Annotated in this window: 18 protein-coding genes; 12 read left to right on the forward strand and 6 right to left on the reverse strand. The window is 54.1% G+C overall.

Annotated features, from left to right (window positions below; translation table 11 throughout):
• The first annotated feature begins 24 nt into the window (after positions 1 to 24).
• The 5 genes from relA (at position 25) to queE (ending at position 7,367) form a co-directional block, all read left to right on the forward strand.
• On the forward strand, positions 25 to 2,259 hold the full coding sequence (gene relA, locus OGX93_RS16450) for a GTP diphosphokinase (RefSeq protein WP_012134892.1): 2,235 nt from the start codon (positions 25 to 27) through the stop codon (positions 2,257 to 2,259).
• Between the two features lie 130 nt (positions 2,260 to 2,389).
• On the forward strand, positions 2,390 to 3,181 hold the full coding sequence (gene mazG / locus OGX93_RS16455) for a nucleoside triphosphate pyrophosphohydrolase (RefSeq protein ID WP_012134891.1): 792 nt from the start codon (positions 2,390 to 2,392) through the stop codon (positions 3,179 to 3,181).
• A gap of 353 nt (positions 3,182 to 3,534) precedes the next feature.
• The gene (gene pyrG, locus OGX93_RS16460) at positions 3,535 to 5,172 is read left to right on the forward strand and encodes a glutamine hydrolyzing CTP synthase (RefSeq protein ID WP_286448982.1); all 1,638 of its coding nucleotides are present in this window, start codon (positions 3,535 to 3,537) and stop codon (positions 5,170 to 5,172) included.
• Positions 5,173 to 5,261: 89 nt separating this feature from the next.
• The gene (gene eno, locus OGX93_RS16465; protein WP_012134889.1) at positions 5,262 to 6,560 is read left to right on the forward strand and encodes a phosphopyruvate hydratase; all 1,299 of its coding nucleotides are present in this window, start codon (positions 5,262 to 5,264) and stop codon (positions 6,558 to 6,560) included.
• Between the two features lie 135 nt (positions 6,561 to 6,695).
• Positions 6,696 to 7,367, forward strand: coding sequence for a 7-carboxy-7-deazaguanine synthase QueE (gene queE, locus OGX93_RS16470; RefSeq protein WP_114848678.1), 672 nt, complete (start codon positions 6,696 to 6,698; stop codon positions 7,365 to 7,367).
• Positions 7,368 to 7,516: 149 nt separating this feature from the next.
• On the opposite strand, the gene OGX93_RS16475 is transcribed toward queE, so the two are convergent.
• Positions 7,517 to 8,995 (reverse strand): FGGY-family carbohydrate kinase, encoded by a 1,479-nt coding sequence (locus OGX93_RS16475; protein WP_110493882.1) that lies wholly within the window; start codon positions 8,993 to 8,995, stop codon positions 7,517 to 7,519.
• Between the two features lie 25 nt (positions 8,996 to 9,020).
• Positions 9,021 to 10,319, reverse strand: a complete 1,299-nt coding sequence (locus tag OGX93_RS16480; protein ID WP_058668025.1) for an MFS transporter — start codon at positions 10,317 to 10,319, stop codon at positions 9,021 to 9,023.
• 317 nt (positions 10,320 to 10,636) lie between these two features.
• Between OGX93_RS16480 and OGX93_RS16485 the strand changes: the two genes are divergently transcribed.
• The 5 genes from OGX93_RS16485 to OGX93_RS16505 all read left to right on the forward strand — a co-directional run bounded on the left by OGX93_RS16485 (position 10,637) and on the right by OGX93_RS16505 (position 16,012).
• Complete coding sequence (locus OGX93_RS16485; protein ID WP_012134885.1) at positions 10,637 to 11,422, forward strand: SDR family oxidoreductase; 786 nt, start codon at positions 10,637 to 10,639, stop codon at positions 11,420 to 11,422.
• A 63-nt stretch (positions 11,423 to 11,485) separates the two neighbouring features.
• The gene (locus OGX93_RS16490; protein ID WP_115614472.1) at positions 11,486 to 12,940 is read left to right on the forward strand and encodes an FAD-binding oxidoreductase; all 1,455 of its coding nucleotides are present in this window, start codon (positions 11,486 to 11,488) and stop codon (positions 12,938 to 12,940) included.
• A gap of 111 nt (positions 12,941 to 13,051) precedes the next feature.
• Positions 13,052 to 14,401: an MFS transporter gene (locus tag OGX93_RS16495; RefSeq protein ID WP_058668023.1), complete on the forward strand. Its 1,350-nt coding sequence runs from the start codon at positions 13,052 to 13,054 to the stop codon at positions 14,399 to 14,401.
• Positions 14,379 to 15,161 (forward strand): adenine nucleotide alpha hydrolase family protein, encoded by a 783-nt coding sequence (locus OGX93_RS16500; protein ID WP_115625861.1) that lies wholly within the window; start codon positions 14,379 to 14,381, stop codon positions 15,159 to 15,161. Before OGX93_RS16495 ends, OGX93_RS16500 begins: the two co-directional genes overlap by 23 nt.
• The gene (locus tag OGX93_RS16505; RefSeq protein ID WP_058668021.1) at positions 15,158 to 16,012 is read left to right on the forward strand and encodes an electron transfer flavoprotein subunit alpha/FixB family protein; all 855 of its coding nucleotides are present in this window, start codon (positions 15,158 to 15,160) and stop codon (positions 16,010 to 16,012) included. The genes OGX93_RS16500 and OGX93_RS16505 overlap by 4 nt, the downstream gene beginning before the upstream one ends.
• Positions 16,013 to 16,178: 166 nt before the next feature.
• Here OGX93_RS16505 and OGX93_RS16510 read toward each other — a convergent pair whose 3' ends face one another.
• The 4 genes from OGX93_RS16510 to queD form a co-directional block, all read right to left on the reverse strand.
• Positions 16,179 to 16,754: a glycerol-3-phosphate responsive antiterminator gene (locus OGX93_RS16510; RefSeq protein WP_012134878.1), complete on the reverse strand. Its 576-nt coding sequence runs from the start codon at positions 16,752 to 16,754 to the stop codon at positions 16,179 to 16,181.
• 82 nt (positions 16,755 to 16,836) lie between these two features.
• A complete protein-coding gene (locus tag OGX93_RS16515) occupies positions 16,837 to 17,097 on the reverse strand; it encodes a ferredoxin family protein (RefSeq protein WP_199977027.1) in 261 nt (86 codons plus the stop codon).
• On the reverse strand, positions 17,088 to 18,359 hold the full coding sequence (locus tag OGX93_RS16520) for an FAD-dependent oxidoreductase (protein WP_115608912.1): 1,272 nt from the start codon (positions 18,357 to 18,359) through the stop codon (positions 17,088 to 17,090). Before OGX93_RS16520 ends, OGX93_RS16515 begins: the two co-directional genes overlap by 10 nt.
• 81 nt (positions 18,360 to 18,440) lie before the next feature.
• Complete coding sequence (queD, locus tag OGX93_RS16525) at positions 18,441 to 18,803, reverse strand: 6-carboxytetrahydropterin synthase QueD (protein WP_012134875.1); 363 nt, start codon at positions 18,801 to 18,803, stop codon at positions 18,441 to 18,443.
• 307 nt (positions 18,804 to 19,110) lie between these two features.
• Here queD and cysJ point away from each other — a divergent pair, with 307 nt between their 5' ends.
• Both cysJ and cysI read left to right on the forward strand, forming a co-directional pair.
• Positions 19,111 to 20,916 carry an NADPH-dependent assimilatory sulfite reductase flavoprotein subunit gene (gene cysJ, locus OGX93_RS16530; RefSeq protein ID WP_286448981.1) on the forward strand — a complete coding sequence of 602 codons (1,806 nt, stop codon included), beginning with the start codon at positions 19,111 to 19,113 and terminating at the stop codon, positions 20,914 to 20,916.
• Positions 20,916 to 22,628, forward strand: a complete 1,713-nt coding sequence (gene cysI, locus OGX93_RS16535) for an assimilatory sulfite reductase (NADPH) hemoprotein subunit (RefSeq protein WP_286487817.1) — start codon at positions 20,916 to 20,918, stop codon at positions 22,626 to 22,628. The genes cysJ and cysI overlap by 1 nt, the downstream gene beginning before the upstream one ends.
• Positions 22,629 to 22,694: the final 66 nt, after the last annotated feature.

Genomic DNA, 22,694 nt, shown 5'->3' on the forward strand with positions numbered 1-22,694 from the left:
GCCTGGTCCCTTAAGGAGAGGACAATGGTTGCGGTAAGAAGTGCACATCTTAATAAAGCTGGTGAGTTTGATCCGAAAAAATGGATCGCGAGTCTGGGTATCTCCAGCCAGCAGTCGTGTGAACGCTTAGCCGAAACCTGGGCGTATTGCCTGCAACAGACACAAGGACATCCCGATGCGGAACTGTTGCTGTGGCGTGGCGTGGAGATGGTGGAAATCCTCTCTACGTTAAGTATGGATATCGACACGCTGCGGGCGGCGCTGCTCTTCCCTCTGGCTGACGCCAATGTTGTCAGCGAAGATATCCTGCGCGAGAGCGTGGGGACATCGATCGTCAATCTGATTCACGGCGTGCGCGATATGGCGGCGATTCGTCAGCTGAAAGCGACGCATAACGATTCCGTCTCCTCCGAGCAGGTGGATAACGTTCGTCGGATGCTGCTGGCGATGGTGGACGACTTCCGCTGCGTGGTCATCAAGCTGGCGGAACGCATCGCCCATCTGCGCGAGGTTAAAGACGCGCCGGAAGATGAACGCGTACTGGCGGCGAAAGAGTGCACCAATATCTATGCCCCGCTGGCTAACCGGCTGGGCATCGGGCAACTGAAGTGGGAGCTGGAAGATTACTGCTTCCGCTATCTGCACCCGGCGGAATACAAGCGGATCGCCAAACTGCTGCACGAACGCCGCATTGACCGCGAGCATTACATTGAAGAGTTTGTCGGGCATCTGCGTTCTGAAATGAAAACCGAAGGCGTGAAGGCGGAGGTCTATGGCCGCCCGAAACACATCTACAGCATCTGGCGCAAAATGCAGAAAAAGCATCTGGCGTTTGACGAGCTGTTTGACGTGCGCGCCGTGCGTATTGTGGCTGAACGTTTGCAGGACTGCTATGCCGCGCTGGGGATTGTGCATACGCACTATCGCCATCTGCCGGACGAGTTCGATGATTACGTCGCCAACCCGAAACCTAATGGCTACCAGTCAATTCATACGGTGGTGCTTGGCCCTGGTGGTAAAACCGTCGAGATCCAGATTCGTACCAAACAGATGCACGAAGATGCCGAACTGGGCGTCGCGGCGCACTGGAAGTACAAAGAGGGAGCAGTCTCCGGGGGCGCGCGCACGGGCCATGAAGACAGAATTGCGTGGCTGCGTAAGCTGATCGCCTGGCAGGAAGAGATGGCGGATTCTGGCGAAATGCTGGATGAAGTGCGTAGCCAGGTCTTTGACGACCGGGTGTATGTCTTTACGCCAAAAGGCGATGTGGTGGATCTGCCTGCAGGCTCCACGCCGCTTGACTTTGCCTACCATATCCACAGCGATGTGGGGCATCGCTGCATCGGGGCGAAAATCGGCGGGCGTATCGTGCCGTTTACCTATCAGTTGCAGATGGGCGATCAGATTGAAATCATCACCCAGAAGCAGCCAAACCCTAGCCGGGACTGGCTCAACCCGAACCTGGGCTATGTAACGACCAGCCGTGGCCGTTCTAAAATTCACGCCTGGTTCCGCAAGCAGGATCGGGACAAGAACATTCTCGCCGGGCGGCAAATCCTCGACGATGAACTGGCGCATTTGGGCATCAGCCTGAAAGAGGCGGAAAAACACCTGCTGCCGCGCTACAACTTCAATGAGCTGGAGGAACTGCTGGCGGCGATTGGCGGCGGGGATATTCGCCTTAACCAGATGGTGAATTTCCTGCAATCGCAGTTTAATAAGCCGAGCGCCGCCGAACAGGATGCCGCTGCGCTGAAACAGCTTCAGCAGAAAACATACGCCCCGCAGAATCGCCGTAAAGACGATGGCCGCGTGGTGGTGGAAGGGGTCGGCAACCTGATGCACCACATTGCGCGCTGCTGCCAGCCGATTCCAGGAGATGAGATTGTCGGGTTTATCACCCAGGGGCGCGGTATTTCCGTACATCGGGCGGACTGCGAACAGCTTGTGGAACTGCGTTCTCATGCACCGGAACGTATCGTGGATGCGGTATGGGGCGAGAGCTACTCTGCGGGATATTCGCTGGTGGTACGCGTTCAGGCCAACGATCGCAGCGGCTTGTTGCGGGATATCACCACCATTCTGGCTAACGAGAAGGTGAACGTGCTGGGGGTGGCCAGCCGCAGCGACACCCGGCAGCAGCTCGCCACCATCGATATGACCATCGAAATTTACAACCTGCAAGTGCTGGGGCGCGTTCTCAGTAAACTCAACCAGGTGCCGGATGTGATCGACGCGCGTCGTTTGCACGGTAATTAATTTTTCCAGGCCGGATATGCTTTGTAGGCCTGATAAGACGCGTCAGCGTTGCCATCAGGCATTGCCAGCTGCCGGATGGCAGCTGTCGCCTTATCCGGCCTACGTTGGTGACAATTTTCAGGATATTCCAATGAATCAAATCGATCGCCTGCTTGGCATCATGCAACGCTTGCGCGACCCGGAAAACGGCTGCCCGTGGGACAAAGAGCAGACGTTTGCCACCATTGCGCCGTATACCCTTGAAGAAACCTATGAAGTGCTCGACGCCATTGCCCGTGAGGACTTTGACGACCTGCGCGGAGAGCTGGGCGATCTGCTGTTTCAGGTCGTGTTTTATGCGCAGATGGCGCAGGAAGAAGGGCGCTTTGACTTTAATGATATTTGCGCCGCCATCAGCGATAAACTGGAACGTCGCCATCCGCATGTCTTTGCGGACGTTGCCGCTCACAACAGTACCGAGGTATTAGCCCGCTGGGAGCAAATCAAAACCGAAGAGCGCGCGCAGAAAGCGCAGCATTCGGCGCTGGATGATATTCCCCGCAGCTTACCGGCGTTAATGCGCGCGCAAAAAATCCAGAAGCGCTGTTCGAACGTCGGCTTTGACTGGACGACGTTAGGGCCGGTTGTCGATAAGGTGTATGAAGAGATCGACGAGGTCATGTTCGAGGCGCGGCAGGCTGTCGTAGACCAGGCTAAACTGGAGGAGGAAATGGGCGACCTGCTCTTTGCCACCGTCAATATGGCGCGTCATTTAGGGACAAAAGCGGAGACCGCGTTACAAAAAGCCAATGAAAAGTTCGAACGGCGTTTTCGTGAAGTTGAGCGGATTGTTGCGGCGCGAGGCCTGGAAATGACGGGAGTTGATCTGGAAACAATGGAAGAAGTCTGGCAGCAGGTAAAACGCCAGGAAATTGATCTCTAACGAATTTAGGCAGTCAAGGGCGTTTTGTGTGATTTTTTAAATAACAAGCTCTTGATTTACGTCAAAAACATTTACCCCAAAGGGGCTATTTTCTCTTCCCGTTATGTTGATGAAACACCTTGTATACTGCCTCTTCGAGTTATTCGAGTCGTAACAAGGCGGCGACTGAAAGAATCCCCAGGAACATAGAAATGCGATGTGACTGGGGTGAGTGAAGGAAGCTAACACTGGTGCGGCTTGAAGAACGAAGGAGAGGGGATAATGAAAGTTTGTGGCGTACGCCATGTTCGGGTATACTGCTTTCCCGTCCTGGTTATTCCATCGTCTTTTAAACCTAACTTCTCAGGTTCAGCATGACAACGAACTATATTTTTGTGACCGGCGGGGTCGTATCCTCTCTGGGTAAAGGCATTGCCGCAGCCTCCCTCGCAGCCATTCTTGAAGCCCGTGGCCTCAACGTGACCATCATGAAACTGGATCCGTACATCAACGTCGATCCCGGTACTATGAGTCCAATCCAACACGGGGAAGTGTTCGTTACTGAAGACGGCGCCGAAACCGATCTGGACCTGGGTCACTATGAGCGCTTCATTCGCACCAAGATGAGCCGCCGCAACAACTTCACCACGGGTCGTATTTACTCCGACGTTCTGCGTAAAGAACGCCGTGGCGACTATCTGGGCGCAACCGTACAGGTTATCCCGCACATCACCAACGCGATTAAAGAGCGCATCATCGAAGGCGGCGAAGGCCACGACGTGGTGCTGGTCGAAATCGGCGGTACTGTCGGTGATATCGAGTCCCTGCCGTTCCTGGAAGCGATTCGTCAACTGGCGGTTGATATCGGTCGTGAGCACGCGCTGTTTATGCACCTGACGCTGGTGCCGTACATGGCCGCGGCAGGCGAAGTCAAAACGAAACCGACGCAGCACTCCGTTAAAGAACTGCTCTCCATCGGTATCCAGCCGGATATTCTGATCTGCCGTTCCGATCGCGCCGTTCCGGCCAATGAACGTGCGAAGATTGCATTGTTCTGTAACGTTGCTGAAAAGGCCGTTATTTCTCTGAAAGACGTCGATTCTATTTATAAAATTCCGGGCATGTTGAAATCTCAGGGCCTGGACGATTATATTTGTAAACGATTCAGCTTAGACTGCCCGGAAGCGAACCTGGCCGAATGGGAACAGGTTATCTACGAAGAAGCGAACCCGGCGGGCGAAGTGACTATCGGTATGGTCGGCAAGTACATTGAACTGCCGGATGCCTATAAGTCGGTGATTGAAGCGCTGAAACACGGTGGCCTGAAGAACCGTGTCACCGTCAACATCAAGCTGATCGATTCGCAGGATGTTGAAACGCGCGGCGTCGAAATTCTGAAAGATTTGGACGCTATCCTGATCCCTGGCGGCTTCGGCTACCGTGGCGTTGAAGGTAAGGTCGCGACGGCGCGTTATGCGCGTGAGAACAATATTCCTTATCTGGGTATTTGCCTGGGTATGCAGGTTGCGCTGATTGAATTTGCGCGCAACGTAGCGGGTATGGAAAACGCCAACTCAACGGAATTTGTGCCAGACTGTAAGTACCCTGTTGTGGCGCTGATTACCGAGTGGCGTGACGAGAACGGCAACGTTGAAGTCCGTACGGAGAAGAGCGATCTGGGTGGCACCATGCGTCTTGGCGCGCAGATGTGTCAGCTTGCCGATGAGAGCCTGGTTCGCCAGATGTACGGTACGCCGACAATCACTGAGCGCCATCGTCACCGCTATGAAGTCAACAACATGTTGTTGAACCAAATTGAAGCTGCGGGTCTGCGCATTGCGGGCCGTTCCGGGGATGATCAGTTGGTCGAGATCATCGAAGTGCCGAACCATCCGTGGTTCGTTGCCTGTCAATTCCACCCGGAATTTACTTCAACGCCGCGTGACGGGCATCCGCTGTTTGCAGGCTTTGTGAAAGCCGCCAGCGACTATCAGAAGCGTCAGGCGAAGTAAGAAGTAAAAAAAGTTAGAACGGCAACGCGTACCAAAGGTACGCGTTGTTTGTCTGGAGTTTTAGTTTAACTTGTACTGAGGAAAACCTAATGTCCAAAATCGTTAAAGTCATCGGTCGTGAAATCATCGACTCCCGTGGTAACCCGACTGTTGAAGCCGAAGTACACCTGGAAGGTGGTTTCGTTGGTATGGCAGCCGCTCCGTCAGGTGCTTCTACGGGTTCCCGCGAAGCGCTGGAACTGCGCGATGGCGACAAATCCCGTTTCCTGGGTAAAGGCGTAACCAAAGCTGTTGCAGCGGTTAACGGCCCGATCGCTCAGGCAATCCTTGGCAAAGACGCCAAAGATCAGGCTGGCATTGATAAAATCATGATCGACCTGGACGGTACTGAAAACAAATCTAACTTCGGTGCGAACGCTATCCTGGCTGTGTCTCTGGCTAACGCCAAAGCCGCTGCGGCCTCTAAAGGTCAGCCGCTGTACGAGCACATCGCTGAACTGAACGGCACCCCGGGCAAATACTCCATGCCGGTTCCGATGATGAACATCATCAACGGCGGCGAGCACGCTGACAACAACGTTGATATCCAGGAATTCATGATTCAGCCGGTTGGCGCTAAAACCCTGAAAGAAGCAGTGCGTATGGGTTCTGAAGTGTTCCACAACCTGGCTAAAGTTCTGAAAGCTAAAGGTATGAACACTGCTGTTGGTGACGAAGGCGGCTATGCGCCGAACCTGGGCTCCAACGCTGAAGCACTGGCTGTTATCGCTGAAGCGGTTAAAGCTGCTGGCTACGAGCTGGGCAAAGACATCACTCTGGCGATGGACTGCGCAGCATCTGAATTCTACAAAGACGGCAAATACGTTCTGGCTGGCGAAGGCAACAAAGCATTCACCTCTGAAGAATTCACTCACTTCCTGGAAGACCTGACCAAACAGTACCCGATCGTTTCCATCGAAGACGGTCTGGACGAGTCTGACTGGGACGGTTTCGCATACCAGACCAAAGTGCTGGGCGACAAAATCCAGCTGGTTGGTGACGACCTGTTCGTAACCAACACCAAGATCCTGAAAGAAGGTATCGACAAAGGCATCGTTAACTCCATCCTGATCAAATTCAACCAGATCGGTTCTCTGACCGAAACGCTGGCTGCTATCAAGATGGCGAAAGACGCTGGCTACACTGCCGTTATCTCTCACCGTTCTGGCGAAACTGAAGACGCGACCATCGCTGACCTGGCTGTTGGTACCGCAGCAGGCCAGATCAAAACCGGTTCTATGAGCCGTTCTGACCGTGTTGCTAAATACAACCAGCTGATTCGTATCGAAGAAGCGCTGGGCGAAAAAGCGCCGTACAACGGTCGTAAAGAGATCAAAGGTCAGGCGTAATCCTGCTTTCACTCTTAACGTAAAAAACCCGCTCCGGCGGGTTTTTTTATGGCGTGCGTTTGGCGCAGCTGCTGTGCATGACCTTAGCGAGGTTTTCTGCGATAATCACTGATTATCCCCTTAACAGAGAATGCTATGCAGTACCCGATTAACGAGATATTCCAGACCCTGCAAGGTGAGGGTTACTTTACCGGCGTCCCCGCCATTTTTATTCGTTTACAGGGATGCCCGGTTGGCTGTGCCTGGTGCGATACCAAACACACCTGGGATAAGCTTGAAGATCGGGAAGTGTCGTTGTACAGCATCCTGGCGAAGACCAAAGAGAGCGACAAGTGGGGCGCGGCAAGTAGCGAAGACCTGCTGGCGGTGATAAACCGACAGGGGTATACCGCGCGTCATGCCGTGATCACCGGCGGTGAGCCCTGCATCCATGACCTGATGCCATTGACTGATTTACTCGAGAAGAATGGATTCAGCTGTCAGATTGAAACCAGCGGTACCCACGAGGTGCGCTGTACGCCCAATACCTGGGTGACGGTCTCGCCGAAGGTGAATATGCGCGGTGGCTATGATGTCCTGTCGCAGGCGCTGGAGCGTGCGAATGAAATCAAGCACCCTGTTGGTCGCGTCCGTGATATTGAAGCGCTGGATGAGCTATTGGCGACGCTGAGCGACGATAAGCCGCGAATCATTGCCTTGCAGCCAATCAGCCAGAAAGAAGACGCGACGCGTCTGTGCATTGAAACCTGTATCGCGCGTAACTGGCGCTTATCAATGCAGACGCACAAATATCTGAATATTGCGTGATAAAAAATCGTTAGCGTGCTCGCCGGGGGCGCTTCGCTTGCCCGGCCTACGGTCATACTCATTTGTAGGCCGGATAAGACGCAACGCGTCGCCATCCGGCACGTTCGCCCGTCCATTTACAGGCCGGATAAGACGCGAGATAAGGAATGCTACGCGTTCGACCAGCTTTGAATCGAATCGACGTTATCCAGATTGCCATGCAGCACTTCATACGACTTTTTCAAAATCACATCGGTGTATTGCGTTAAGTCGCGGAAAATCCCTTTATTCAGTGCGTCATAGCGTCTGGCATTGCTCTCTATCGGCATAAACACATCTTTTACCCGCACCATTTTTTCAACTGCGGTCTCATAGTTCGGGTACAGACCAAGCCCTATGGCCGTGTTAATTGCCGCTCCCAGACTCGCGCAGCCATTTATCACATTGCGTCTGGCGGGGAGATTGAACACATCGGCAAAGATTTGCATAAACAGGTCGCTATTCGAACCACCCCCGGTGATGATCACATGTTTAGCAAAGTGGTTCATTTCATTGCACATATTGTCGTAGTTGTTTTTCAGCGTCAGCGCAACGCTCTCCAGAATAGAACGGTAAATCCATGCGTAATCCATGCTGGAATCAAAGCCGATCATGATTCCTCGCTTGAACGGTTCCCAGGGATTGGTCAGCCAGTCGAGAACCGTCATTAAACCGTTACAGCCAGGAGGTACGCCGGCCGCTTTCTTATTGAGTAAATCTTCCGGCGACAGCCCCTGTGCTTTGGCGTCCTGAATCAGTGATTCGCCCAACATATCCCGCAGCCAACTGACCGTCCACATGCCTTTACGAATACCGTAGCCTTCATAGAGCAGGGTTTCGGGAATAGAAGACATAATCGGCCAGTAAGCGACCGGATCTTTGGGGAGCGCTTTGCCGTTCATCATCAGGGCGATATAGGTGCCTAATGAGATAACTGCGGTTTCATCGTCCAGCAATCCTGCGCCCAGTGCTTCCACTGGTTTGTCGCTGGTGGTGCAGACCACGGGCAAGCCGACAGGGAAACCCGTTGCCAGGGCGGCGGCTTCAGTCAGATGACCGAGCACGCTTCCCGGCATCTGGACGTCAAACAGCATCCTGCGCGGAATGTTGAACTTCTTCATCACCTCATCGTCATCGCTCCACGCCCAGGTTTTGTAATCCACCGGCCACTGCCCAAAGTAGTTGGCGATATTGTCTCTAAACTCACCGGTTAAGCGATGCGACAGATAACCTGAAAATGAGGTGACATAAGCCACATCGTGGTTGGTATGCTCGTAGGGACGGGTTACGCGCGCGTCCTGCCAGCTAATCAGCGGAACTGCGGGCGTGCCGTCGGCTTTTAATAATGCGCGACAGCAACGGATGGAACCCAGACCGATTCCAACAATGTCTTTTCTGTCACCCGAAAACTGACTCATCAGGTCTTGCCCTGCGGAGCATAAAGACGTCCATAAATCATCATCAGGATGTTCTGCCGTATTGGCATCGGGTGTATACATGGGCTGTAACAATCCTTTCCCTTCGCACACCACATTCCCTTCGAGATCGTACATCACGACCTTCGTACTCTGACTTCCGCCATCAATTCCAATGATGTATTTCTTCGACATTGTCATTCTCCTTAATTTTTTCTCTTCACTCGCCGGAGGCTTCTGCGGCCAGCGATGTCATCTTTTCCGGTGTGGCGTTAGCGGTACGAATTTTGCGAAAGAGCAAAAAGGTAAACAGAATCACCATACACAGCGCCGCCAGTCCCATCAGCCACATGTTGCGATAGGCTTCCGCTGCCGGGAGCGTGTCCTGCCAGTGGCCTACGATCGGATAAACAAAAACGTCGGGCAGAAAACCGATAACCGAGCAGATACCTACCGTCGTTCCCATGATGTAAGACGGCGTTCTGGCTTCACCAGGGCAGGCCCAGTAAAGCCCGCGTGAGGCGTAGCAGGTGAAGCCCAACAGCAGAATCAGGCCGATCCCCATCACGACAGACTGCGGATTTGAGTTGGTGACCAGCAGCGCAATAAGCGCGACGGCTCCGACAATGGAGAGAAGCTGAATGACGCGCGTCGGCGATTTAATTTTGCTGTAAGTGGTAATGATGCCGCCCAGTGGGCCACAGATAGCGCGGAAAATTTTGTTGATCACAATGCCCATGTAACTCGCGGCGACCAGCGACATGCCATACATTTCGGTCAGGTAGTTGGTGGAGTAGCTGAGGATGGCATAGATCGTAAAGACGCCGAAGATGACCATACTGCAATACCAGGTGGTGCTGATGCGTAACACGGCCAGAATATCGCTGAGCTGGAATGATTTTTTCTCTTCTTTCGCCGCGCTGCTGTGATGATGACCATCGCTGACGAAGAACCAGCACAGGATGCCCAGCAGGATATAGACCACGCTGTAAATCAGAATCACCGTTTTCAGGCTGTTGCTGTCATCCGGCGCGAAGCGAGAAAAGACCCACATGGTAAACACTGCCAGCGACATTACGCCGACGCCGCGCAGCCCTTCCATCCAGCCCATAATTTTGCCTTGTTCACTGTGATCGCCAAGCAGCGACGCGGCTTTAATGGATACGGACCACAGCATCAGGATTGTCGTAATTGCGAACGCGACCTGAATGCACAGCATGACCCATAGCGGTGGATACGTCGCCATGACCAGACCGAGTAGTCCGGTAATAATCATTGCGGAGGTAATCATTTTGCGATGGGAAAATTTATCGGCGATGATTCCGCTGGGCGCATAAAGAATAATAGCAGCAACACCAAAGGTACTCATTATTAGCCCTATTTCGGTATTGCTAAATCCCATAAATTTTGCCATGGGAATTTGATATATATAGCGTAAATAAGCCAGATCAAAACTGACGCCACCGCTAAAACTAATAATGGCGAGGGTTATCCAGCGGCGATATGAGTTGTGTTGCATATCGAATTCCCATTTGTAATGGACAAAAAAAAGAGAAAAGTAAGCCGCCTTTTCAGGAGGATTACTTTTCTCAGGTCTCTAGTAATTACGTTAGAAATAGCATGGAAGGGCAGCTTATAGTGTGAGAATAATCACGCTTCTTGTTTTTTACCATAATTACAAAGCGAACGGTTCATCTGTGATTACGATCACATTAGATGTCTGGAGGTTGTGCTAAAAATTTACGCCAGTTACCAGAGATAATGAGAAAGGTAACTTCCCTCTCGCGGGGGAAGTTACCTTTCTTTTTTTTTGCCTGAAGGAATTTGGAGCCAACTATGTCGATCGAATCTCTCAATGCATTCTCAATGGATTTTTTCTCCCTGAAAGGGAAAACGGCAATTGTAACGGGCGGGAACAGTGGTCTGGGCCAGGCTTTCGCAATGGCGCTGGCGAAAGCCGGAGCCAACCTTTTTATTCCCAGCTTCGTAAAGGATAACGGTGAAACGAAAGAACTCATTGAAGCACAAGGTGTTGAAGTGGCGTTCATGCAAGTGGACATCACCGAGAAAGGCGCGCCGCAGAAGATTATTGCCGCCTGCTGCGAGCGTTTTGGCACGGTAGATATTCTGGTGAACAACGCCGGGATCTGTAAGCTGAATAAGGTTCTGGACTTTGGCCGCGCGGACTGGGACCCGATGATTGATGTTAACCTGACCGCGGCGTTTGAGCTGAGCTATGAAGCGGCAAAAATTATGATCCCACAAAATAGCGGGAAAATTATTAATATCTGCTCTTTGTTCTCTTATCTTGGCGGGCAGTGGTCTCCGGCTTATTCAGCAACCAAGCATGCGCTTGCTGGTTTTACCAAAGCATATTGCGATGAACTTGGGCAATATAATATTCAGGTTAACGGTATTGCGCCGGGTTATTATGCCACTGATATTACGCTGGCAACCCGCAGTAACCCGGAAACTAATCAGCGTGTACTGGATCATATTCCGGCCAATCGTTGGGGTGATACTCAGGATCTTATGGGGGCGGCGATATTCCTCGCCAGTCAGGCATCAAATTATGTTAATGGTCATCTTTTGGTTGTCGATGGCGGTTATCTGGTGCGTTAATTTTAATATCGGTGGTTTCTGTTTTTTATTTTATTCTGCATTGACTATCAGGAAGGATTTATTATGTCATTATCCCGTGAAGCGATTGTTGACCAGTTAAAAGAAATTGTGGGTTCCGGGCGTGTTATTACGGATGAAACCGTATTAAAGAAAAACAGTATTGACCGTTTTCGCAAATATGCGGATATTCACGGCGTTTACACGTTGCCCATTCCGGCGGCCGTGGTTAAGCTCGGTTCGACGGAGCAGGTCTCTCGCGTTCTGGCATTCATGAACCAGCATAAAATCAATGGCGTGCCGCGTACCGGCGCGTCTGCGACGGAAGGCGGTCTGGAAACTGTCGTCAAAGATTCTGTGGTGCTGGACGGCGCAGGGATGAATCAAATCCTGAGTATTGATATCGAAAACATGCAGGCAACCGCGCAATGTGGCGTACCGCTTGAGATTCTGGAAAACGTGCTGCGTGAAAAAGGCTATACCACCGGGCACTCGCCGCAGTCTAAGCCGCTGGCGCAGATGGGCGGTCTGGTCGCCACTCGCAGTATCGGCCAGTTCTCCACGCTGTACGGCGCGATTGAAGATATGGTGGTGGGGCTGGAAGCCGTACTGGCGGACGGCACCATTACCCGCATCAAAAACGTGCCTCGCCGGGCGGCCGGGCCGGATATCCGCCATATCATCATTGGGAACGAAGGCGCGCTGTGCTACATCACTGAAGTCACAGTGAAAATCTTTAAGTTCACGCCCGAAAACAACCTCTACTACGGCTATGTGCTGGACGACATGAAAACCGGTTTCGACATCCTGCGTGAAGTCATGGTGGAAGGCTATCGCCCCTCCATTGCGCGCCTGTACGACGCCGAAGATGGAACCCAGCACTTCACGCATTTTGCCGACGGCAAATGTGTGCTGATTTTTATGGCTGAAGGCAATCCGCGACTGGCGCAAGCCACCGGCGAAGGAATTGCGGAGATCGTGGCGCGCTACCCGCAGTGCCAGCGGGTGGACAGCAAACTTATCGAAAACTGGTTCAACCATCTGAACTGGGGGCCGGAAAAAGTGGCTGCCGAACGCGTACAGATCCTGAAAACCGGCAATATGGGCTTTACGACGGAAGTATCCGGTTGCTGGAGCTGCATCCATCAAATCTACGAAAGCGTGATCAACCGTATCCGTACCGAGTTCCCGCATGCGGACGATATCACCATGCTGGGCGGCCACTCTTCTCACAGCTATATCAACGGCACCAACATGTATTTTGTGTACGACTACAACGTGGTGGACTGCAAGCCGGAAGAGGAGATTGATAAGTACCATAACCCGCTCAACAAGATCATCTGCGAAGAGACGATCCGTCTTGGCGGCTCAATGGTGCATCACCACGGCATTGGTAAGCACCGCGTTCACTGGAGCAAGCTGGAACACGGTAGCGCCTGGCCGCTGCTGGAAGGTCTCAAGCGCCAGTTTGATCCAAACGGTATTATGAATACAGGCACGATCTACCCGATTGAAAAATAGAGAGTTATACGCAAAATCCTTTAAGCTGCCTGATGCAGCTTAAAGGGCGAAGCGTATAAACGGCTTCTCAACCGGGAAGCCGCGACTTTACCGGACAATGAAGGGGCTACGATGAACACTTCACCGGTGCGAATGGATGATTTACCGCTGAATGGTTTTCATTGCCGCATTGCTGCGCTGACATTCGGCGCGCATTTGACCGATGGCTATGTATTAGGCGTCGTCGGCTATGCCATGATCCAACTGACCCCCGCCATGCAACTGACGCCTTTTATGGAAGGGATGATTGGCGGCTCGGCGCTGGTTGGACTTTTTCTCGGTAGCCTGATCCTGGGATGGGTATCTGATTATATCGGGCGTCAGAAAATTTTTACCTTCAGCTTTATGCTGATAACCATCGCCTCTTTCCTACAGTTTTTTGCCACAACGCCGGAACAGCTTATTGGCTTGCGCATTCTGATTGGTATCGGCCTTGGCGGTGACTACTCGGTTGGTCATACATTGCTGGCTGAATTTGCGCCGCGTCGCCATCGGGGAATATTACTGGGCGCATTCAGTGTGGTGTGGACTATCGGCTATGTTCTGGCGAGCCTGGTGGGGCATCATTTTATTCAGGAAACGCTGGATGCCTGGCGTTGGCTGCTGGCATCGGCATCATTACCCGCGCTGTGCATTACGTTCTTACGCTGGGGAACGCCGGAGTCGCCTCGCTGGCTGATGCGTCAGGGGCGGATAACAGAAGCGTATGCGATTGTGCACCGCTATTTTGGCACGCATGTGCTGCTCGGCGATGAGGTGGCGGCGCCGACGAGCAGACATATCAAAACGCTATTTTCAACGCATTACTGGCGAAGAACCGCGTTTAACAGCGTGTTCTTTGTCTGCCTGGTGATCCCGTGGTTTGTGATTTACACCTGGCTTCCCACCATTGCACAAACGATCGGTCTTGAAAATGCGCTAACCGCCAGCCTGATGCTTAACGCGCTGCTGATTGTTGGCGCGCTGCTGGGGCTGTTGTTAACACACCTGTTGGCGCACCGCCAATTTCTGCTCGGCAGTTTTATGCTGCTCGCCGCGACGCTTGTCGTCATGGCTTGTTTACCGGCGGGAAGCAGCCTGACGCTGCTGCTGTTTGTGTTGTTCAGTACCACCATTTCTGCCGTCAGCAATCTGGTGGGGGTTCTGCCTGCGGAAAGCTTCCCGACGGATATTCGTTCCCTGGGCGTCGGGTTTGCCACGGCAATGAGCCGATTAGGGGCGGCGATCAGCACCAGTTTGTTGCCCTGGACGCTGGCGCAGTGGGGAATGCAGGTTACGCTATTACTGCTGGCTGGGGTATTAATCATCGGATTTGTGGTGACCTGGCTGTGGGCGCCGGAAACCAAGGCGCTGCCGCTGGTGGCTGCCGGGAGTGTGGACAAAAGACAGGGAGGTGTGAATGAACATTCTGTTAGCGTTTAAGGCAGAGCCCGATCCCGGTATGTTGGCGGAGAAAGACTGGCAGGCGGCGACGGCGGATACCCACGGCCCGGATGTCTCCTTGCTGCGTTGCTCCCCAGGTGCGGATGAACAGGCGGCGGCAGCGTTGCTGCTGGCTCAGCGCAATGGGGGCTGTGAGATGACGTTGACTGCGTTAAGCATCGGCGATGAGCGGGCGCTCCACTGGTTACGTTATTTTGTCGCGCTGGGTTTTGAGACGCCGGTGTTGCTGGAGACGACGGCAGACCTGCGGTTTGCTCCCGAATTTATCGCCAGGAACATTGCCGACTGGCAGCGTAATCACGGTGCGGATCTGGTTATAACGGGCTGTCAGAGTAGCGAGGGTCAGAACAGTCAGACGCCATTTCTGGTTGCTGAAATGCTGGCGTGGCCCTGTTTTACCCAGGTGGAGCGTTTTATGCTTGAGCCTCCTTTTATTGTGGTTGAACAGCGAACGATGACCGGGCTTCGGCGTTGTCGGGTACGACTCCCGGCCGTCATCGCTGTCAGGCAGTGTGGTGAAGTGGCGCTTCCCGTACCGGGGATGCGCCAGCGTCTGGCGGCGGCGAAAGCAGACGTCGAGCGTCGGAACGTTGTGGTTGAGACAACACCAGCGGTTCAGTGCCTGCGTCTGGAGAGGCCGGAGCAGCGGCGGCATGCAACGATTATCAGCGGCGCGACGGCGCAGGAAAAAGCCCGGAGGCTATGGGCGGATTATTTGCGCCAGAGGATGCCGTCATGAAAATTGCCATCATTACTGACTCGCATGAGTGTGCGGCGATGGCGAGCTGGATCGCAGAGAATGCGCTTTGCACCGCAGAACTGGAGCGCTGGATTATCGATCCCGTGCCGGATGTTGCAGAGCAGGTGCTGGATGCGCTGGCGGCGCAATGGCTGCGGACACCTGTTGATATGCTGATCTTTCCGGCAGGTAGTCCGGGCGATGAACTGGCAACGCGACTCGCCTGGCGTCTGCATGGCGGTAGCCTCTGTCAGGTTCAGGCTGTGGATGTGCGACAAGGCCTGGTGAAAAAATCCCACTGGGGGAATGCGCTGACGGCAACGTTGCAAATTACCGCACGCCCTTTGTGCCTGTCGCTGGCGCGACAGCCGGAGGTGAGCGCTTCTGGTCATTCCTTACCTGTGATGACGGAATATCTGATTACCCCCACGGCGCCCCCCGACTGGCTGGATAAGGTGGAAAGCGTAAATAGCGTCGCTACCCATCCTTTGTTACGCGCCGGGCGCGTACTGGTGGTTGGGCAAGGGGGAAGTGAAGCGGATGCAGATAAGATTACCGCGCTTGGTCAGGCACTTGATGCTGAGGTAGGGTACAGCCGTGCGCGGGTGATGAACGGCGGTTTTGATGCCGATCGCGTGACTGGAATATCGGGGCATCTGCTGTCGCCGGATGTCTGTATCGTGGCTGGCGCGTCAGGAGCGGCGGCGTTGATGGCCGGAGTACGCCAGAGCCGTTTTGTTGTGGCGATAAACCACGATGCCAGCGCGCCGGTTTTTGCGCAGGCGGATGTCGGGATTGTCGATGACTGGCTACCGGTGCTGGAAGAGTTGGTCCGCTGCAAAAATGCCTGATGGCGCTACGCTTATCAGGCCTACGTGTAGGCTACAAAATGCCTGATGGCACTATGCTTATCAGGCCTACGTGTAGGCTACAAAAATGCCTGATGGCGCTATGCTTATCAGGCCTACGTGTAGGCCGGATAAGACGATTTATCGTCGCCATCCGGCATTGCCCGGCTTAATTAAGGTGTTTCGCTAACGTCCAGACGTCGGTATTGGTGGTGGAAAGCGCCGCCACACCGGCTTTCATCGCATTGCGGGCGTCTTCTTCATCGCATACCAGCCCCCCGGCAATCAGCGGCTGGCGTATCTTCTCTGTCACCCAGCCCAACACTTTCGGCATACAGCCCGGCAGGATCTCAATACAGTCCGGGTTTGACTGCGCGACCTGCTTATCAATATTGTGAAATGAAATGGAATCAACGATAAACAGACGGTGAATACAGAAAAAACCTTCCGCTCTGGCGGCTTTCAGCATTGCCGCTTTCGTGCTGATGATGCCATCCGCTTCGGTGACCAATTTTAAAAACTGGATCACGACCTCTTTATTTGACGCCCCCTCCAGCAGATCAACGTGGATAAACGCATATTTACCCGCATTTTTTATTTTCTTCACAATCGCGCTGATGGTGCAAATGTTCCCGTACAGCACGGAGATGAACTGACATTCGGAATCAATGGCTAACTGTAGGCTGGCGTTATCTTTAACGGCGGCAATCACCGGATTCTGGCGGAGCAGGTGTAACAGGGGCATAGATTATCCTTATATACTCGTCATACTTCAATTTGCTGGTGCGTTGGCTTTCCTCGCAACTCGAATTATTTAGAGTATCAAATTAGCCAAATCGGTAAGTGATGCCAAACCCAGATGCCGGGTAGCGCCACTGTTGCAGCATTTTTTCATCACACAGTAGTCGACAGGCGCCGCACTCCAGGCAGCCGCGAAAGTCGACTTGCAGGCCCCCTTCCGGCGTGCGGGAAAAGAGTCCGGCGGGGCAGGACGTGATCAGCCGTTCTGCCGTTTTGCTGTCGACAGCGGCAGCCGTAACGATATGGGAAATATCGGCGGGGCGCCAGATGTTGCGGGCTACAGACATCGTAAGCTCCTGATAATATCGCCTGCCAGATGGCGCAGGCCGTGACGGCGAAAATGACGCCAGACGATCTGGCGCAGCGGCGGCACAGGATGATGCCCCTGATGCCAGAGCTCGTGAGAAATATCCTGCATTAATGCAGGCCATTGACGATACCATCCCGGGCGCTGCAACAGCGCGGGAACGTCCCGATAGCGCTGCAAAACCTCCCACAGCAGACTGTGCCGGATGTCCTGATGATAGGCCGGGAACAGATTTTGCGGCGCATGTTTCTGGCAGGCGTTAATCAGGGTTTGCGCGGCCGCCTGAGCGCCGATGAGCGCCATATCCATACCGCGTACGGAGAAGCCGGTATTGACGCAGCTGCGCAACGCATCGCCTGTCAGCAGCCAGCCTTCGCCTGCGTACTGGACGGGCATGCTGTGTAAGCCGCCTTCCGGCACCAGATGCGCGCCGTACTCCAGCGTTTCGCTGCCTCTGAGCAAAGGACGCAGCGCCGGATGCGCTTTGAGCCGTTCCAGCATTTCGACTGTCGGAATGTCGCTCTGCGCAACAGAAGAGAGTGGACACACTACGCCTAAAGAGAGCGTCTCCTGGTTGGTATAAAGAAACGCGCCGCCGGGGAGATCGCCGCAAATTTCTCCGCTAAACAACATGGCGGCACCTTCCTCCCCGGACAATCGGAAGCGCTCTTCAAGCGTCTGTTTATCCAGCGCCAGCACCTCCTTGATCCCCAGCGCCATTGATGTCGCGGCGGGGCGAGGCAGGAATCCATACCGTTCCGCCAGCACGCTGTTTGCTCCTTCTGCCAGTACGACATAACGGGCGCGCAGCGTTTCATCTTCGCACATGACGCCGCAGACTCGGCCATCTTCAATATGGAGCGCTTCAACCGTAACGCCGTTAACGCACTGTACCCCTGCGGCCTCGGCCTGAGCGACAAACCAGGGATCGAAGCGGGCGCGCAGCAGACTCCATGAGTCACCGTCTGGTTGCAGGCTGGACCAGGTTGTTGCGCCATCACGGGTTAATAGTGTGAGGTTTTCCTGAGTGATACGGCGTTCAAGGGGGGCGGACTGGTGAACGTCGGGAAGAAGTTCGGCGAGCGCATGACAATATAAACGACCGCCGGAAAGATTTTTGCTGCCGGGAAACTCACCGCGTTCAAGCAGCAGGACTGAGAGTCCAGCCCGCGCACAGCGTAAAGCACAAGCAGTGCCCGCTATCCCTGCACCGATGATGATGATATCGAAATCGTCAGCCATGTTGTGCTCCAGAAATCCTGAGAACACAACCCTAACATAACGTTATTTAAGGAAAATTGACCCGCGACACAAACGAAAAAATCACTCGCCGCGATACACGCAGCCTGCTGTGCAGGTCTCTTTCACCATTACTGCGCTCAGCAGTGGTACGGCAGGTTTAACCTGATCCCAAATCCATTTTGCCAGCACTTCACTGGTTGGATTTTCCAGACCTGGAATATCGTTCAGATAATAATGATCCAGACGATCGTACGTCGGTTTGAACGCGGCTTTCAGTTCGGCGAAATCCATGATCCAACCGGTATGCGGATCGACGTCACCGGTAATTTCAAGGCGCACCATAAATGAATGACCATGCAGGCGGCCACATTTATGCCCTTCCGGTACGTGGGGCAGACGGTGAGCGGCTTCAAAGGTGAAATCTTTAAACAAGGTGGTGGACATGGATGATTAACTCTCAAGAATACAAAAACCGCCGTAGGGTACCGGAAAGCACATTTTTTATCATTAACTAAAACGGCGTTGACGCGCGGATAATGAGATTTACACAAGAATTGTGAATTATTTCTTTCTATTTCAATAAGTTGTTTAATCGCTTTTGTTGTTAATAACTATAACTAAAACAGGTTAGTCCATTTGGTTATTTGTTATTTCCATCCCTTCTTTAATTGTTATTATCCCCGCCGTTAACCTTATCGCTAGTTTGGTCTTTTTGCATAAATTCCGCTTTGCTACTGGAACATAACGACGCATGACAACACAGGCCCCACCATCCGCTTTGCTTCCGCTAAACCCGGAGCAACTGGCACGCCTTCAGGCGGCCACAACCGATCTTTCTCCCACCCAGCTTGCCTGGGTTTCCGGCTATTTCTGGGGAATGCTGAACCAGCAGCCGGGCACGCTCGCCGCCACGCCAGCGCCTGTCGCTGAAATGCCGGGTATTACGCTTATTTCTGCATCGCAAACCGGCAATGCGCGGCGCGTGGCGGAAGCCCTGCGAGATGACCTGCTGGCGGCAAAACTGAGCGTCACGCTGGTTAATGCGGGCGACTACAAATTCAAACAGATCGCCAATGAAAAGCTGCTGATCGTGGTCGCGTCCACGCAGGGCGAAGGCGAACCGCCGGAAGAAGCCGTTGCGCTGCGTAAGTTTCTGTTCTCTAAAAAAGCGCCGAAGCTCGACAACACCGCCTTCGCCGTCTTTGGCCTCGGTGATACCTCCTATGAATTTTTCTGCCAGGCGGGTAAAGATTTCGACAGCAAGCTGGCGGAACTAGGGGGTGAGCGTCTGCTCGATCGCGTCGATGCGGATGTGGAATATCAGGCTGCGGCACAAGAATGGCGGGCTCGCGTTGTTGACGTACTGAAAGCGCGTGCGCCGAGCGCATCGGCAGCGCAGGTCGCTGTCGCGGCAACGGGGGCCGTGAATGACGTGCATTCCAGCCCTTATACCAAAGAAGCGCCGCTGAGCGCCTCGCTCGCCGTCAATCAGAAAATCACCGGCCGCGACTCGGAAAAAGATGTGCGCCATATCGAAATCGATCTGGGCGATTCTGGCCTGCGTTATCAGCCGGGCGATGCCCTGGGCGTCTGGTATCAGAACGATCCTGAACTGGTCAAAGAGATCGTCGAACTGGTCTGGCTGAAAGGCACGGAGCCGGTCACCGTTAACGGTAAGGTGCTGCCGCTTGCCGAAGCCTTGCAGTGGCATTTTGAGCTGACGGTGAACACCGCCAATATCGTGGAAAACTACGCCATGCTGACCCGCAGCGAATCGCTGTTGCCGCTGGTGGGTGATAAAGCCCAGTTGCAGCATTACGCCGCGACGACGCCTGTCGTTGATATGTTGCGTTTCTCTCCGGCTCAGCTGGATGCTGACGCGCTGGTGGGGCTGCTGCGCCCGCTAACGCCGCGTCTTTACTCGATAGCCTCTTCCCAGGCGGAAGTCGAGAGCGAAGTGCATATCACCGTAGGCGCCGTGCGTTATGAAATAGAAGGCCGGGCGCGGGCGGGCGGGGCATCAAGCTTCCTGGCCGACCGCGTGGAAGAAGAAGGGGAAGTGCGCGTATTTATCGAACACAACGATAATTTCCGTCTGCCGGCCAACCCGGAAACACCGGTGATCATGATAGGTCCAGGCACCGGGATCGCCCCTTTCCGCGCCTTTATGCAGCAGCGGGCGGCAGATGAAGCGCCGGGTAAAAACTGGTTGTTCTTTGGCAACCCGCACTTTACCGAAGATTTCCTCTACCAGGTGGAATGGCAGCGCTACGTCAAAGAGGGCGTCCTGAGCCGCATCGATCTGGCCTGGTCCCGCGATCAAAAAGAAAAAATATACGTACAAGACAAACTGCGCGAACAGGGCGCAGAGCTGTGGCGCTGGATTAATGACGGCGCGCACATTTATGTCTGCGGCGACGCCAATCGCATGGCGAAAGACGTTGAGCAGGCACTGCTGGAAGTGATTGCCGAATTCGGCGGTATGGATGCCGAAGCGGCGGATGAATTTTTAAGTGAGCTGCGCGTTGAGCGCCGTTATCAGCGAGATGTCTACTAATGAGCGAAAAACATCCAGGCCCACTGGTGGTCGAAGGTAAACTGGCAGATGCCGAGCGCATGAAGCTTGAGAGCAACTACCTGCGCGGCACCATTGCTGAAGATTTGAATGACGGACTGACCGGCGGTTTTAAAGGCGACAACTTTCTGCTGATCCGTTTTCACGGTATGTACCAGCAGGATGACCGTGACATTCGCGCCGAGCGCGCCGAGCAGAAGCTGGAGCCACGTCATGCGATGCTGCTGCGTTGCCGTCTGCCGGGTGGGGTTATCACCACCAGACAGTGGCAGGCGATCGATAAATTCGCCGCTGAAAATACGATTTACGGCAGCATTCGCCTGACTAACCGTCAGACCTTCCAGTTCCACGGCATTCTGAAAAAGAACGTGAAGCCGGTACATCAGATGCTGCACTCCGTTGGGCTGGACGCGCTGGCGACCGCCAACGACATGAACCGTAACGTGCTGTGCACCTCTAACCCGTATGAGTCTGAGCTGCATGCCGAAGCCTATGAGTGGGCGAAAAAGATCTCCGAGCATTTGCTGCCGCGCACCCGCGCCTATGCGGAGATCTGGCTTGATCAGGAAAAGGTCGCCACAACGGATGAGGAGCCGATCCTCGGCCAGACCTATCTGCCGCGTAAGTTCAAAACGACCGTGGTGATCCCGCCGCAGAACGACATCGATCTGCACGCCAACGACATGAACTTTGTCGCCGTGGCGGAAAACGGCAAGCTGGTGGGCTTTAACCTGCTGGTCGGCGGCGGGCTTTCCCTTGAGCACGGGAACAAGAAAACGTATGCCCGCACCGCGAGCGAGTTCGGCTATCTGCCGCTGGAGCATACCCTGGCGGTGGCGGAAGCGGTGGTGACGACTCAGCGCGACTGGGGTAATCGTACCGATCGTAAAAACGCCAAAACCAAATACACTCTGGAGCGTGTTGGGGTCGAGACGTTCAAGGCGGAAGTCGAGCGTCGTGCAGGCATCAAATTTGAACCGATCCGCCCGTATGAATTTACCGGGCGCGGCGATCGCATCGGTTGGGTGAAAGGCATCGACAACAAATGGCACCTGACGCTGTTTATTGAGAATGGCCGTATTCTGGATTATCCGGGGCGCCCGCTGAAAACCGGTCTGCTGGAGATCGCGAAGATCCACAAGGGCGAATTCCGTATTACCGCCAACCAGAACCTGATCATTGCCGGCGTGCCGGAAAGCCAGAAAGCGAAGATTGAAAAACTGGCGCGCAACCACGGCCTGATGAATGCGGTCACGTCGCAGCGTGAAAACTCGATGGCCTGCGTATCGTTCCCGACCTGCCCGCTGGCGATGGCGGAAGCGGAGCGTTTCCTGCCGACCTTTGTCGATAAAGTGGACGCGTTGATGACCCACCACGGCGTGAGCGATGAGCACATCGTGCTGCGCGTGACGGGCTGCCCAAATGGCTGCGGACGCGCCATGCTGGCGGAAGTCGGCCTGGTGGGGAAAGCGCCGGGTCGTTATAACCTGCATCTGGGCGGCAATCGCATCGGAACGCGTATCCCGCGTATGTTCAAAGAGAACATTACCGAGCCGGAAATTCTGGCGTCGCTGGATGAACTGATTGGGCGCTGGGTAAAAGAGCGCGAAGCGGGTGAAGGCTTCGGCGACTTTACGGTGCGTGCGGGCATCATTCGCCCGGTGCTCGATCCCGCCCGGGATTTCTGGGAATAACGTGCATCGCCGGATGGCGGCATAAATGCCTTATCCGGCCTACGTAGACGGTAGGCCTGATAAGCG

The sequence above is a fragment of the Citrobacter sp. CK195 genome (assembly GCF_030333365.1).
Lineage (GTDB): Bacteria > Pseudomonadota > Gammaproteobacteria > Enterobacterales > Enterobacteriaceae > Citrobacter_B > Citrobacter_B koseri.

Excerpts from the sequence above, each read along its gene's own strand:
- relA (WP_012134892.1), top strand. The coding sequence starts at position 25 with ATGGTTGCGGTAAGAAGTGCACATCTTAATAAAGCTGGTGAGTTTGAT.
- mazG (WP_012134891.1), top strand. The coding sequence starts at position 2,390 with ATGAATCAAATCGATCGCCTGCTTGGCATCATGCAACGCTTGCGCGAC.
- pyrG (WP_286448982.1), top strand. The coding sequence starts at position 3,535 with ATGACAACGAACTATATTTTTGTGACCGGCGGGGTCGTATCCTCTCTG.
- eno (WP_012134889.1), top strand. The coding sequence starts at position 5,262 with ATGTCCAAAATCGTTAAAGTCATCGGTCGTGAAATCATCGACTCCCGT.
- queE (WP_114848678.1), top strand. The coding sequence starts at position 6,696 with ATGCAGTACCCGATTAACGAGATATTCCAGACCCTGCAAGGTGAGGGT.
- OGX93_RS16475 (WP_110493882.1), bottom strand. The coding sequence starts at position 8,995 with ATGTCGAAGAAATACATCATTGGAATTGATGGCGGAAGTCAGAGTACG.
- OGX93_RS16480 (WP_058668025.1), bottom strand. The coding sequence starts at position 10,319 with ATGCAACACAACTCATATCGCCGCTGGATAACCCTCGCCATTATTAGT.
- OGX93_RS16485 (WP_012134885.1), top strand. The coding sequence starts at position 10,637 with ATGTCGATCGAATCTCTCAATGCATTCTCAATGGATTTTTTCTCCCTG.
- OGX93_RS16490 (WP_115614472.1), top strand. The coding sequence starts at position 11,486 with ATGTCATTATCCCGTGAAGCGATTGTTGACCAGTTAAAAGAAATTGTG.
- OGX93_RS16495 (WP_058668023.1), top strand. The coding sequence starts at position 13,052 with ATGAACACTTCACCGGTGCGAATGGATGATTTACCGCTGAATGGTTTT.
- OGX93_RS16500 (WP_115625861.1), top strand. The coding sequence starts at position 14,379 with ATGAACATTCTGTTAGCGTTTAAGGCAGAGCCCGATCCCGGTATGTTG.
- OGX93_RS16505 (WP_058668021.1), top strand. The coding sequence starts at position 15,158 with ATGAAAATTGCCATCATTACTGACTCGCATGAGTGTGCGGCGATGGCG.
- OGX93_RS16510 (WP_012134878.1), bottom strand. The coding sequence starts at position 16,754 with ATGCCCCTGTTACACCTGCTCCGCCAGAATCCGGTGATTGCCGCCGTT.
- OGX93_RS16515 (WP_199977027.1), bottom strand. The coding sequence starts at position 17,097 with ATGTCTGTAGCCCGCAACATCTGGCGCCCCGCCGATATTTCCCATATC.
- OGX93_RS16520 (WP_115608912.1), bottom strand. The coding sequence starts at position 18,359 with ATGGCTGACGATTTCGATATCATCATCATCGGTGCAGGGATAGCGGGC.
- queD (WP_012134875.1), bottom strand. The coding sequence starts at position 18,803 with ATGTCCACCACCTTGTTTAAAGATTTCACCTTTGAAGCCGCTCACCGT.
- cysJ (WP_286448981.1), top strand. The coding sequence starts at position 19,111 with ATGACAACACAGGCCCCACCATCCGCTTTGCTTCCGCTAAACCCGGAG.
- cysI (WP_286487817.1), top strand. The coding sequence starts at position 20,916 with ATGAGCGAAAAACATCCAGGCCCACTGGTGGTCGAAGGTAAACTGGCA.